The organism is Mycoplana sp. 10N416, assembly GCF_056394765.1.
In genome coordinates this window covers 295,119-307,586 of the sequence record NZ_JBFTIM010000003.1, presented here as the reverse complement: position 1 = coordinate 307,586, position 12,468 = coordinate 295,119, and the positions used below count along the sequence as shown (strand labels likewise).

The 12,468-nt window shown below is 63.2% G+C and carries 11 protein-coding genes; 10 read left to right on the top strand and 1 reads right to left on the bottom strand.

Annotated features, from left to right (window positions below; all coding sequences use genetic code 11):
* Positions 1–15: 15 nt before the first annotated feature.
* From AC1DDS_RS08520 to AC1DDS_RS08475, 10 genes are all read left to right on the top strand, one after another.
* A complete protein-coding gene (locus AC1DDS_RS08520; RefSeq protein ID WP_477478634.1) occupies positions 16–1,050 on the top strand; it encodes an extracellular solute-binding protein in 1,035 nt (344 codons plus the stop codon).
* A gap of 143 nt (positions 1,051–1,193) precedes the next feature.
* The gene (locus AC1DDS_RS08515) at positions 1,194–2,375 is read left to right on the top strand and encodes a serine hydrolase domain-containing protein (protein ID WP_477478484.1); all 1,182 of its coding nucleotides are present in this window, start codon (positions 1,194–1,196) and stop codon (positions 2,373–2,375) included.
* A 95-nt stretch (positions 2,376–2,470) separates the two neighbouring features.
* Complete coding sequence (locus tag AC1DDS_RS08510; protein ID WP_477478483.1) at positions 2,471–4,141, top strand: amidohydrolase; 1,671 nt, start codon at positions 2,471–2,473, stop codon at positions 4,139–4,141.
* Between the two features lie 130 nt (positions 4,142–4,271).
* Positions 4,272–5,144, top strand: a complete 873-nt coding sequence (gene aguB, locus AC1DDS_RS08505; protein ID WP_477478482.1) for an N-carbamoylputrescine amidase — start codon at positions 4,272–4,274, stop codon at positions 5,142–5,144.
* Positions 5,145–5,312: 168 nt separating this feature from the next.
* Positions 5,313–5,876 (top strand): dual specificity protein phosphatase family protein, encoded by a 564-nt coding sequence (locus AC1DDS_RS08500; RefSeq protein ID WP_477478481.1) that lies wholly within the window; start codon positions 5,313–5,315, stop codon positions 5,874–5,876.
* Between the two features lie 144 nt (positions 5,877–6,020).
* The gene (locus AC1DDS_RS08495) at positions 6,021–6,911 is read left to right on the top strand and encodes a DMT family transporter (protein ID WP_477478480.1); all 891 of its coding nucleotides are present in this window, start codon (positions 6,021–6,023) and stop codon (positions 6,909–6,911) included.
* 141 nt (positions 6,912–7,052) lie between these two features.
* Positions 7,053–7,697 (top strand): DUF47 domain-containing protein, encoded by a 645-nt coding sequence (locus tag AC1DDS_RS08490; RefSeq protein WP_310417431.1) that lies wholly within the window; start codon positions 7,053–7,055, stop codon positions 7,695–7,697.
* Positions 7,697–8,707 (top strand): inorganic phosphate transporter, encoded by a 1,011-nt coding sequence (locus AC1DDS_RS08485; RefSeq protein ID WP_310417428.1) that lies wholly within the window; start codon positions 7,697–7,699, stop codon positions 8,705–8,707. The genes AC1DDS_RS08490 and AC1DDS_RS08485 overlap by 1 nt, the downstream gene beginning before the upstream one ends.
* Before the next feature lie 354 nt (positions 8,708–9,061).
* The gene (locus AC1DDS_RS08480) at positions 9,062–10,513 is read left to right on the top strand and encodes a DUF3300 domain-containing protein (RefSeq protein ID WP_477478479.1); all 1,452 of its coding nucleotides are present in this window, start codon (positions 9,062–9,064) and stop codon (positions 10,511–10,513) included.
* 24 nt (positions 10,514–10,537) lie between these two features.
* On the top strand, positions 10,538–11,497 hold the full coding sequence (locus AC1DDS_RS08475) for a DUF2950 domain-containing protein (RefSeq protein WP_477478478.1): 960 nt from the start codon (positions 10,538–10,540) through the stop codon (positions 11,495–11,497).
* Between the two features lie 166 nt (positions 11,498–11,663).
* On the opposite strand, the gene AC1DDS_RS08470 is transcribed toward AC1DDS_RS08475, so the two are convergent.
* Positions 11,664–12,443 (bottom strand): carbon-nitrogen hydrolase family protein, encoded by a 780-nt coding sequence (locus AC1DDS_RS08470; protein ID WP_477478477.1) that lies wholly within the window; start codon positions 12,441–12,443, stop codon positions 11,664–11,666.
* Positions 12,444–12,468 lie beyond the last annotated feature (25 nt).

The window sequence follows — 12,468 nt, the reverse complement described above, 5'->3', positions numbered from 1 at the left end:
GAACAGAGAATGAAAATGAAATGGATGGCAACGACAGCAATGGCGGCGGTTGGAGTGCTGGCGCTGGCAAACTCCGCCTCGGCGGCGGGCGAGCTCAACATCTACAACTGGGGTGACTACACCAATCCGGAGCTCATCAAGAAGTTCGAAGCGCAGTACGACGTCAAGGTCACGATCACCGATTACGACTCCAACGACACCGCGCTCGCCAAGGTCCGGGCCGGTGGTCACGGCTTCGACATCGTCGTGCCCTCGGCGAACTATGTTCAGGTCTGGGTGAAGGAAGGCCTTCTGCAGGAAGCCCGTCCCGACCAGATGGAGAACTTCAAGAACGTCGACGAGCGCTGGGTCGACGTGCCGTGGGATCCGGGTCGCCACTATACCGTTCCGTGGCTGTGGGGCCTGACGGGCATCGGCGTCAACAGCTCGGTCTACAAGGGCGATATCAACACCTCCGCCATCTTCCTGGACCCGCCGGAAGAGCTGGTCGGCAAGATCAACGTGGCGCCGGAAATGAACGACGTCCTCTTCGCCACCATCAAGTATTTTGGCGGCGAGTGGTGCACGATGGACAAGGAGATCCTTCGCAAGGTCCGCGACAAGCTTGTCGAGGCAAAGGCGAAGTGGCTTGCCATGGACTACAGCGTGACGGAAAAGCTGCCGGCCGGTGATTACGCGGCCGTGTACTACTGGAACGGCGCCGTCATGCGCTCGCGGGCGAAGAACGCGGACATCAAGTTCGGCTATCCGAAGGAGGGCTTCCCCTACTTCATGGACAGCGTCGCGCTCCTGAAGGATGCGAAGAACACGGAAAATGCCAAGCTGTTCATGAACTTCATCATGGAACCGGAAAATGCGGCATTGCTTTCCGCCTTTGCCAAGTATGCCAACGGCATCAAGGGCTCGGAGGCCTTCATGCCGGCCGAAATGCAGGCGGCGCCGGAGCTGTTCATCCCGGCTGAATTCCAGGCGGCAGGCGAGTTCCTCGCAAGCTGCGAGCCGGAAACGCTGCAGCTCTACACCAAGATCTGGACCGAGTTGCATAAGTAACTCCGAAAGACGCAAGAACTGCGCCGCGCGACATCGCGCGGCGCAGTGACATGATGAATTTTCGCGCCCGCGCCCGGTTGCGCGATCAGGAGGAGACCGCCGCGGCGAAAGCCTGACTTTCCGCCAGCCGGTCAGGTGATGCGATGACTTCCACCTTCAAGGACCAGCACGGCTTTGCCCGTTCCGACGTAACGCTTGCGAACTGGCGCACCGCACCTTTTAGCCGCTGGGGCTTTCAGAATGCCCGCGACCTCGTGCCGACCGCGGAGATCCGTGCGTCCCGTCCGGATCCGGAAACAGCGATCGCTTCCGAAGCGTTCCTGTCTACGAGGGTAAAGACGGACGTCGAAGGCGCCGCAACGGTCAAAGATTTTCTCGAATACGCGCATACGGACGGCTTCGTCGTCCTGCGCGACGGTCGCATTGTCGCCGACTACTACGCGGCCCATGCTGACGTGAACGCGAGGCATCTGATCTTCTCCATCTCCAAGTCGATGACGGCGATCATCTCGGGGATCCTCGAAGCCCAGGGGGTGATTGATCCCGACCGCCTGATCACCCACTACCTGCCGGAGGCCGGCGGCAGTGCGTATGGCACTTGCAGTTATCGCGACGTGCTGGACATGCGGGTCAGCCTCGATTTTGAGGAGGCCTATCTCGATCCGCTCGGCGCCTTTGCGCGCTATCGCCGCTCTACGCTGTGGAATCCGCCCGAGCCGGGTGCCCCGACCGAGACACTGGCATCGTTCCTGATGACGTTGCCGAAGGCAGCCCACGCCCATGGCGGCCCGTTCTTCTACGCCTCGCCGAACTCCGATCTGCTCGGCGTCGTTATCGAGCGCGTCACCGGGCGGCGCTTCTCCAATCTGATGTCGGAATTGCTGTGGCAGCCGATGGGGGCGAAGAACGACGCCTATGTGACCGTCGACGCCATCGGTACGCCGCGCTGCGCCGGCGGCATCTGCATGACCGCACGTGACCTCGCCCGGGTGGGCGAGCTCTTGCGCACGGGCGGGGCGGCGAATGGCCGCCAGATCGTACCGGAGGCCTGGATCGCCGACATGACGACCAAGGGCGACCACGACGCATGGGTCGCCGGTCTCAACACGATGCTGCCGAACGGCCGTTATCGCAGCCAGTGGTATCAGTCAGGCGAGGCAGATGGCGCCTTTTGCGCGATCGGCATCCACGGCCAGTGGCTCTACGTCGACCCGAGCACGAAGACCGTCATCGTCAAGCAGTCCTCGCAACCGAACCCTTTGGATGACGAGCTGAAGCAGGACATTTTCGCCTTCTTCCGCACAATCAGCGCCATGGCGTTCTGAGTTCTGCGCGAGCGCCAGTGGCGCCGCGCCACCAAATAAAGCCGGCAGTCTGTCTCAACGACGTGGATCGGCCGGCATCAGATCGAGGGAGCACCATGCAAACAGAGGCAAGCTACATCATCCGCAATGCGCGGATTCTCACCATGGACGAGGCCAATCCGACGGCCGAGGCGATCGCGATCTCGGGCAATCGGGTCCTTGCTGTCGGCTCCGAAGCGCAGATCGACGTGTATTCCGGGCCGGATACCCATGTCATCGATGCCAAGGGCGGCACGGTGCTGCCCGGCTTCAACGAAGCGCACATGCATATCTTCGGCGGTTCGGTCGGTCTCACCCAGCTCTCCCTCTTCGGCGTCAAAGGCTTCGAGACCTTGCAGGCGAAGGTGCGTGCCTATGCGGCGGCAAATCCCGACCTGCCGCTGCTCGAGGCGCAGTATGCCGATTACACGATCCTGTCGGAGACCGAGCGCGTCACCCGCCACCATCTCGACCGGATCATCTCCGACCGGCCCTTCATGATGGTGGCGCCGGACCGCCATACCGCCTGGGCGAACACGATCGCACTGGAGAAGGCGGGCATCCTGAAGGGCGGCGAGGTCGGCGTCGGCAACGAGATCGTCATGGGCGACGACGGACTTGCCAGCGGCGAACTGCGCGAATCCGACGCGATGCGCCCGGTCGCGGCACTGAGCGAGACCGGTGGGCGCGAGATGCTCGGCGTCGGCACTGGGGGCGACCCGGAGCACGTCACGCCTGAGGAGCGCGCCAAGGATATTGCCGTCATCAAGCGCGGGCTTGCCTATTGCGCCTCGCTCGGCATCACCTCGCTGCAGAATATGGACGGCAGCCTCTACCAGCTGGAGATGCTGGACGAGATCGAGAAGACCGACGGGCTCGCAGTGCGCGTGCGCATGCCCTTCCACCTGAAGAACTTCATGCCGCTCAGCGATCTCGAGGACAAGGCGGCCGCCTGGCGCGCGCGCTTCGAAACCGACAAGCTGCGCTGCGACTTCGTCAAGATGTTCATGGACGGCGTCACCGAGTCCGGTACCGCCGTGTTCATCGACGACTACAAGCACCAGCCGGGTTGGAAGGGCGAGCCGCTGTTCACCCAGGATCAGTTCGACAGCATTGCGACCATGGCCGACAAGCTTGGCCTGCAGATCGCCGTGCACGCGATTGGCGACGGCGCGGTGCGCATGGTGCTGAACGGCTACGAGGCGGCAATCACGGCCAATGGCAAGCGCGACAGCCGCAACCGCATCGAGCACATCGAGGTTGTCCACCCCGACGACATCGAGCGCTTCGCCGAAACCGGCACTGTCGCCTCGATGCAGCCGACCCATCCGCCGGGCAATGCCGGCCTGCCGCTGGAGCCGTACCTCTCCTATATCGGCGAGGAGCGCTGGCCCTATGCCTTCGCCTGGCGAACGCTCGTCGATGCCGGCGCGAAGATCGTCTTCGCCACCGACTGGCCGGTCTCGCCGCTCGATCCGATGAGCTGCATCCATGACGCGATGACGCGCAAGACCTGGAAGGCAGACATAGCCGACCAGCGGCTGACGTTGCAGGAGACGCTCGCGGCTTACACGAAGACCAGCGCCTGGGTCGAGTTCATGGAGGATCGCAAGGGCGTGCTCAAGAAGGGCTACCTCGCCGACGTCGTCGTCCTGTCCGGCGATGTCTCGCGCACGGCTTTCGAAGACCTCGCCTCGGTGCGGCCGGTCACGACAATGTGCGACGGTCGGATCACCTATCAGGCGTGAAACAAGAACGGTGACGCTTTAGCCCCTCGCCCAAACCTCTCCCCGCAGACGGGGAGAAGGTGCCGGCAGGCGGATGAGGGGCCGGTCGAACAGAAGGACTTGCGTCGCAAGCGAACAAGGGAGCATCACCATGCGGCAAGTGACGCTGGCAGCCACGCAGATGGCCTGCAGCTGGGATACCGACCAGAACATTGCCACCGCCGACCGGCTGGTGCGCGAGGCGGCGGGACGCGGGGCGAACATCATCCTGATCCAGGAACTGTTCGAGACCCCGTATTTCTGCCAGGACCAGTTCTCCGGCTTCAATGTGCTCGCACGGCCGCTGGAGGGCAATCCGCTGGTGGCGCATTTCGCAAGGCTTGCCGAGGAACTCGGCGTCGTGCTGCCCGTCAGCTACTTCGAGAAGGCCGGCCCGGCGCATTTCAATTCGGTGGCGATCATCGACGCGGACGGTAGCGTTCTCGGCAACTACCGCAAGAGCCATATCCCGGACGGCCCCGGATACACGGAAAAGTTCTATTTCTCGCCTGGCGACACCGGCCTCAAGGTCTGGAAGACCCGCTTCGGCACGATCGGCTGCGGCATCTGCTGGGACCAGTGGTTCCCGGAAGCGGCGCGCAGCATGGCGCTGATGGGCGCCGAAATCCTGCTCTATCCGACCGCGATCGGCACTGAGCCGCAGGACCCGACGCTCGACAGCGCCGCGCACTGGCAGCGCGTGATGCAGGGCCATGCCGGCGCCAACATGGTGCCCGTCGTCGCCTCGAACCGGATCGGCACCGAGGAAGGGCGCAACAACACCTCGATGACCTTCTACGGCTCGTCGTTCATCGCCGACCAGACCGGCGCGAAGATCGCCGAGGCCGACCGGCAGAGCGAGACTGTGCTGACCGCCACCTTCGATCTTGACGCCATCGAGCGCCAGCGCTGGGGCTGGGGCCTGTTCCGCGACCGCCGGCCGGAACTCTATCGGGCGGTTGGCACCCTGGACGGACAACTTTAGCAAGCGGAGCGGAGTGACCGGTGGTGTCGAGGCCCTGGCGGGACTCGCTCACTCGCTCCTGGGCGAGGTTGTCTCTAGCGCGCGCGTTCAGTAATCTGTCAGCTCGGCAAGCGACAGTGCGGTCCTTTCCCGGGCCGTCCGGCCGGCGGAGATTGCGGGAGGTGGAGTTTGGCGCGCAGATACCTTGCCTGGGCGGGAACACTGACGGCACTCATTGCTTTTGTGGTCAGTGCCTTTCTGATTGGCCTGCAGCTCGCCGGCAATTTCCACGAAGTCATTCCGGGTGAACTCTATCGCGCCGCCCAGCCTTCGGCCGCGCAGATCGAGCGCTATGTGAAGCAGTACGGAATCCGAACGATCGTGAACCTTCGCGGCCCGAGTAGTAGGCCGTGGTACGAAAGCGAGGTGGCAACCGCCGAGCGGCTCGGCGTCAGGCATTTCGATTTCGGGATGTCCTCGTCTAGATTGCTCACGCTGGCGAAGACGAAGGAACTCGTGGCGCTTCTGCGTGACGCGCCGAAGCCCATCCTCATCCATTGTCGTTCCGGAGCCGATCGGACCGGCTTGGTCTCACTTCTATATCTTCACCAGATTGCCGGCGTTGACGAGGAAATCGCCGAAAGGCAGTTGTCGATCCGCTTTGGTCACGTCGGCATCCCCTTCCTGTCGCCGGCCTTCGCCATGGACGAGTCCTGGGAGGCTTTGGAGCAAGCGTTAGGGCTTCCGAGCTGATTGTTGCGGAGACGTCTGCCGTTGCCGCGCTGCGCTTTTCTACAACGCGGAGAGCTGTGAACGAATTGTTGACACGAGTTTTAGTGATTGTCGCATCGTTTGGCTCTGTGCCATAGGCGGAGCAGCAGTCCACAGACGATCCCCATGTACATATCCGAACTCCTCGCCATTTCCTCCGCCGCCTGCGTTGCCTTGAGCGCCATTCTGATTGGTGAATTGAAGGGCCGCGTGCCGCTGATCGTGCTTACCCGTTGGCAGATGTTCGCCGGCTTTGCCATAACGGGTGCCGCATCGCTTGTTACTGGCGGCTGGCGTGCAATCGAACCGTGGCAGGCAGGTACACTCGCACTTTCCGGCCTGTTCGGCATCATCATCGCCAGTAGTGCCTATTTCGCGGCAATCTACATTGCTGGCGCGCGGATGACTTCGCTGCTCTATTCGTTGACCGCACCCTTCGCCGTGCTGTTCGGCTATCTGGGGCTCGGCGAAACGATAACTGGCCAGCAGGGCATCGGCATCGGGCTTGTGGTCGCAGGCGTAGCCTTGGCGATCTGCGGACCAAAGGAGGGCAATAGCCCGGCAACCCCTTCCAAGATCGGGCGCTTCGCCGGGCTGGGCATTGCGCTCGGCCTGATCACGGCAATTGGCCAAGCGATCGGCACGTTGGCGGCGCGGCCGGCGATGGCTTCGGGCGTGGAGCCCTTTACAGCCATGGCGATCCGCTCGGGCGTAGCTGCCCTGTTCTATCTTGTTCTGTCCTCGCTGCCCATTGCCGCGGTGAAGAGCACCGGTCACTTCACGACGCGAACCCGCCTGATAGCCTTCGCGGCGGCCTTCTTCGGCACCGGAGTCGGAATGTCGCTGCTGATGGCGGCACTCGCCCGCGGCAATGTGGGTATCGTCGCGACGCTATCATCGCTGACGCCGCTGCTGATCCTGCCCATGGTTTGGGTGCGGACGGGGAACGCGCCCACCGCTTCTGCCTGGTCCGGAGCCGCCCTGGCAGTCGCCGGCATCGCGCTGATCAGCCTCTGATACGCTAGTTCGCTTAAAAAACTGGGGAAGGACCGCATTGCGAACGCCAACCGGCGCGGCATTTCCGGTCCTTGCGTCTTTCCACGCCGGTTTCTCTGTTCTATGTGCTGTCGCAATTCTGTCATATATGGAAAAACGATCGTGCTGAGTTGGTTTCGTGCCCTGATGCCCCGGGAAGACCGGTTCTTCGACCTGTTCGACGCGCATGCGCTCACCGTCGTCGGCGGGGCGGAAGCGCTGGAGAAGGTGCTGGCCGGTGGGCCGGACATCGAGCAGTATTGCAACCGCATCGTCGAACTGGAAGACAAGGCGGACCACATCACCGCCGAGGTGCTCCATGCGGTCCGCAAGAGCTTCATCACCCCGTTCGACCGCGGTGACATCAAGGACCTGATCCAGTCGCTCGACGACGCGATCGACATGATGCACAAGACGGTCAAGACGATCCGCTTGTTCGAGCAGTCGAGCTTCGACCCAGGCATGCAGGAAATGGGGACGATCATCGTTCGGGCCGCCCGCCTCGTCGCCGAGGCCGTCCCGCTGCTGAACAAGATCGGGGCCAACATCACCCGCCTCAATGCGATCGCCGAGGAGGTGATGCGCATCGAGGGGCGGGCGGACGAATTGCATGAGGCGGGGCTGAAGGACCTGTTCCGTCGCCACGGCGCCTCCAACCCGATGGCCTACATGATCGGCAGCGAGCTTTACGGTCAGCTCGAGAAGGTCGTCGACCGCTTCGAGGACGTGGCGAACGAGATCAGCGGCATCGTGATCGAGAACGTCTGATGGAGGCCACCCTCGCCCTTCCACTGCTGGTGGCGCTCATCGGCATCGCCCTGCTGTTCGATTTCCTGAACGGGCTGCACGATGCGGCCAACTCGATCGCCACCATCGTTTCGACGCGGGTGCTCAGGCCGCAATATGCGGTGATGTGGGCGGCCTTTTTCAACTTCATTGCCTTCCTTTTCTTCGGCTTGCATGTGGCCGAAACGATCGGCCGAGGCATCATCGATCCGGCCATCGTCACGCCCTTGGTGATCTTCTCCGCCCTGATGGGGGCGATCGTCTGGAACGTCGTCACCTGGCTGTTCGGCATTCCTTCCAGTTCTTCGCACGCGTTGATCGGCGGGCTGGTGGGCGCTGGCCTGGCGCGAAGCGGTGGTGATGCCATAGTGTTCTGGGGCGTGGCGAAGACGGTCGGCGCCATCTTCATGTCGCCGGCCATCGGCTTCTTCCTCGCGCTGATGCTGGTATTGCTCGTCTCCTGGATTTTCGTGAAGCAGACGCCGTTCGCCGTCGACAAGGCGTTTCGAGGGATGCAGTTCATCTCCGCATCTCTCTATTCACTGGGCCATGGGGGCAACGATGCCCAGAAGACGATGGGCATCATTGCCGTCCTGCTCTTCTCGCAGGGCCATCTCGGCTCCGAATTCTACGTCCCCTTCTGGGTGGTCATCACCTGTCAGGCCGCGATTGCTCTGGGCACGCTGTTCGGCGGTTGGCGCATCGTGCACACGATGGGGTCGAAGATCACCCGGCTGAATCCCATGCAGGGCTTCTGCGCGGAAACCGGCGGCGCGATCACGCTGTTCGGTGCGACCTGGCTCGGAATTCCGGTCTCCACCACCCATACGATCACCGGCGCCATCATCGGCGTCGGCGCGGCTCGCCGCGTCTCGGCGGTGCGGTGGGGACTCGCGACGAACATCGTGGTTGCCTGGTTCGTGACGCTGCCGGCCGCGGCCTTGGTCTCGGCTCTGACCTTCTGGGTTGTCGGGTTGCTCGGCGGTCAATGACCGCCGGGCTGTGCGCCTCGATTGCGCGGCCGCGTCCTGAAGGTGAAAAACACCGGTATTCCCGCCAAAATCGGCAGCCTCGTTGAGGTGTTGCACTGCGCAGTCGGGGGCAGCAGGTCTCCGCCGCCTGCCGTGCATACGGGCGTGGCTACATGTAGCTACGGCATGGCCACTACCTTTCCTCGTTGCTTTGGAACACAATCGTGCGTGGGTTTAACCATGCCGTGATGCCGGGGCGTCTTGCGTTCCCAGCAACGTGAGCGTGATGGCGAGCTTTGAAGCGCTGGCCAGGTTGAGCGTCCTCGAGACTGAAGCTGAATGACCGGTGTGTGCCGGATGGGAGGTTTCAAGGTCATGGATTTCGAAAGGTTTTCAAGCTGCCTGCGCTCGAGCGTCGCCATCAGCCTTCTGCTGGCGACAGCGAGCGTTTCCTGGTCGGAATCAGCTTTGGCTCAGCAGCAGCAACAGCAGGCTTCCGCCCCTGCCAGTTCCGGCGGAGCACAGGCTGAACAGCCCGACCTCTTGACCGAGGACGAACTGGAGGTGCTGGTGGCGCGCATCGCGCTCTATCCGGACGAGTTGGTCGCTCTGGTCTCCTCCGCTTCGCTGTTTCCGCTGCAGATCGTCGAGGCCGAGCGCTTCCTGGAGAAGAAGAAGTCGAACAAGGACCTGGAGCCGGACAAGGACTGGGACGACAGCGTGATCTCGCTGCTGAACTACCCCGAGATCGTCAAGATGATGAGCGACGATCTCGAGTGGACGCAGTCGCTCGGCAGCGCGCTCGCCTACCAGCAAAAGGACGTGCTGATGGCGATCCAGACCTTGCGCGACAAGGCCGTGGTCGAGGGCATGATCAAGTCGGATGACAAGATCAAGGTCGAGGCGCAGGGCGACAATGTGATAATCCAGGCCGCCAATCCGGAAGTGATCTACGTCCCGCAGTACGAGCCGCAAATGCTCTACGAGCCCGGCTACGCGGCGGCTCCGATCAGCTACTACAACGATCCCTACCCGAACTACTACTATCCCACGGCGCCCTATTTCGCAGCGGCGATCACTGGTGCCGCGATCTGGGCGGCGGCGGTTGACTGGGACGACTGGGGCGTCTGGGGCGGCAATTGGGGTGGCGACGTCGACATCGATTGCGACAAGTGCTTCAACGACATCAACATCGACCGCGACAAGTTCAAGATGAACGACGTCGACTGGGCGAACATCGACCGTTCGAAGATCAAGTTCGACAAGAATCAGTTCGCCAATTTCGACCGGACCGAGTTCAAGAACGAGTTCAAGGGAAACCGCGACAACAACATCGCCAACCGTGCCAAGGACGTACGGCGTAACGGCGGTGATACGCTCGCGAATCGGGCCGGCAAGGTATCGGTCGACGACGTCCGCAGAAGCAAGGTCGATGCGCAGCGCGCGCGCGAACGGGCCGGGAACGCCGCTGGTAACAGGGCCGGTCAGGCGGCCGGCGCGCGTCGGGAGGGCGGCGGTGCGGGCGTCAACCGCCAGGGCGGAGCCAGCGCCGGCAAGGCCGCAGGCGCCAGACCGGCGAATGCCAACCGCAAGGTCAACAAGCCGAAGCCAGGCGGCCAGGTGCAGAAGCGCTCTGGCAATCGCCCGTCAGCGATGGGCAATGTCAGCAGCAAGCGCAACACACAGGCTGCCTCCAACCGTGGCCGGCAATCGATGAGTGGTGGCGGCCGCAGCAGGCCGAGCGCGAGCGGCGGCGGGCGTCGCGGTGGCGGTGGCGGTCCACGGCCGCGCGGTGGCGGCGGCGGGCGCGGTGGCGGCCGTCGTTGAACAACAGGCGATCAGGAGAGAGCAATGTTGAGAATTGCGCGTAATAGGATCGCAGTTTCGCTTGCAGGCGCGATCGCTCTGGGTGCGCTCCAGCTTGCCGGAGTTCCGGCGGCGGCGCAGCAGACGCCCTCGCTGGATGACTATGTTGCAGCAGAGGCGCCGCCCGAATTCGACACGCCCGAGCAGGCGGTCGAGGCCTTCAAGACGGCGGTGAACAACAGCGACTTCGACGCGGTGGCGAGACTATTTGGACTTGACCCGGCCAAGGCCAAGGCCAGCCCCGGGGCGATGGACACGTTTGCCGACATCCAGGCCGGTGTGAAGGAGAAGGTGGATGTCGAGGACAAGGATGGCGACAAGGTGCTGGACATCGGCAAGATCCAATGGCCGCTGCCCTTCCCGCTCGCAAAGGACGACAAGGGCAAATGGGCCTTCGACACGCATGCCGGGCTCGAGGAGATCGCCGACCGGCACATCGGCGAGAACGAGCTATCGACGATCGACACGCTGAAAGCCTACGTCGATGCGCAGGAGGACTACGCTTCCCAGGATCGGGACGGCGACGGCGTGCTCGAATATGCGCAGAAGGTGGTCAGCAGCCCCGGCAAGCAGGACGGCCTCTACTGGCCGGCCGAAGAATTCGGCGGGCAGGAGAGTCCGGCCGGGCCGGCGCTCGCGGACGGCGACGCCCTTCAAAGGGCCAAGGCCGGACAGGGTTACCACGGCTACCGCTACCGCATCCTGACGGGCCAGGGCGACAACATCGCCGGCGGGAAGTACAGCTATATCATCAACGGCAACATGATCGCCGGCCATGCTGCCATCGCCTGGCCGGTCGTCTACGGCCTCACCGGCGTCAAGACCTTCCTCGTCAACAAGAACGGCATTATCTACGAGGCCGATCTCGGCGGAAACACGGCGGAGATCGCAGCGAAGATCCGGACGTTCAACCCGAGCGACGAATGGGACGTGGTGCAGGACTGATCGGGATCACGGGACCAGGATCGCGAGAAAAGACGTGTCTCTGCAATCTTCATGACCGGGCGCCGCCCGGTCATCCGGCGCGCGCAGATGATGCCGTGTCCTCGAATACGACACGATCCAACGCAGTCACCCGATCAAGGGCGCGAGCAGAATCGATCGCGGAGGCTCAGACTGGCCGCACCAGATCGGCGAGGTAGGAGTTTTCCGCGCGAGAGGTGGCATAGTCCGACGGGACGATCTCGGCGAAAAGCAGCGCCTCGCCTTCGGCCGGGGCTTCGGCAAGCAGGCTGCCATCGGGCGCTGCAATGCGCGAGAGCCCGGCATAGCTGAAGCGTCCCACGGTGCCGCAGTGATTGATATAGGCGACGAAGGTCTGGTTCTCGAAGGCGCGGACCTGGATCATCTTGTCGGCAATCAAGGCGCCGGAGGCCCCGTTCGGCAGCGCAGTCGGCACGACGACGAGGTCGACGCCGTCAAGCGCCAGCCGGCGGACATTTTCCGGAAACTCGACGTCGTAGCAGATCAGCATGCCGATGTTCAGGCCACCGTGGCTGACGATCGCTGACGATGGCGCCGCCGGGCGGAACCAACGCCGCTCGTAGTCGCCGTACAGATGGGACTTCCGATAAATGGCGTTGGTGCCGGCGCCGTCTGTGAAGAGTGCACTGTTGTAGGTGACGTCGCCGTCCTTCTCCGCGAATCCTGTGATGATGGCCAGACCATTCTCGCGGGCGATCGTGGCGAGCCTCTCGACGACAGCGCCTTCCGCCGCCGATGCGGTTTCCAGAAACGCCTCCCCTGCCCCATAGCCGTCGACGGCCAGTTCCGGCGCGATTAAAAGCCCAGCCCCGCCATCGGCCGCCTTGCGTGCGGCTGTCGCAATCCGGGCGATGTTGGTTTCGATGTCCCCGTCCACGGCCTGCATCTGCAGGGCTGCAATCTTCATGTCTTCTCCTCCAGACCATCAAGCG

Bases quoted from the DNA above. Each gene is read 5' to 3' on its own strand.
- AC1DDS_RS08520 (WP_477478634.1), top strand. From the start codon at position 16: ATGAAATGGATGGCAACGACAGCAATGGCGGCGGTTGGAGTGCTGGCG.
- AC1DDS_RS08515 (WP_477478484.1), top strand. From the start codon at position 1,194: ATGACTTCCACCTTCAAGGACCAGCACGGCTTTGCCCGTTCCGACGTA.
- AC1DDS_RS08510 (WP_477478483.1), top strand. From the start codon at position 2,471: ATGCAAACAGAGGCAAGCTACATCATCCGCAATGCGCGGATTCTCACC.
- aguB (WP_477478482.1), top strand. From the start codon at position 4,272: ATGCGGCAAGTGACGCTGGCAGCCACGCAGATGGCCTGCAGCTGGGAT.
- AC1DDS_RS08495 (WP_477478480.1), top strand. From the start codon at position 6,021: ATGTACATATCCGAACTCCTCGCCATTTCCTCCGCCGCCTGCGTTGCC.
- AC1DDS_RS08485 (WP_310417428.1), top strand. From the start codon at position 7,697: ATGGAGGCCACCCTCGCCCTTCCACTGCTGGTGGCGCTCATCGGCATC.
- AC1DDS_RS08480 (WP_477478479.1), top strand. From the start codon at position 9,062: ATGGATTTCGAAAGGTTTTCAAGCTGCCTGCGCTCGAGCGTCGCCATC.
- AC1DDS_RS08475 (WP_477478478.1), top strand. From the start codon at position 10,538: ATGTTGAGAATTGCGCGTAATAGGATCGCAGTTTCGCTTGCAGGCGCG.
- AC1DDS_RS08470 (WP_477478477.1), bottom strand. From the start codon at position 12,443: ATGAAGATTGCAGCCCTGCAGATGCAGGCCGTGGACGGGGACATCGAA.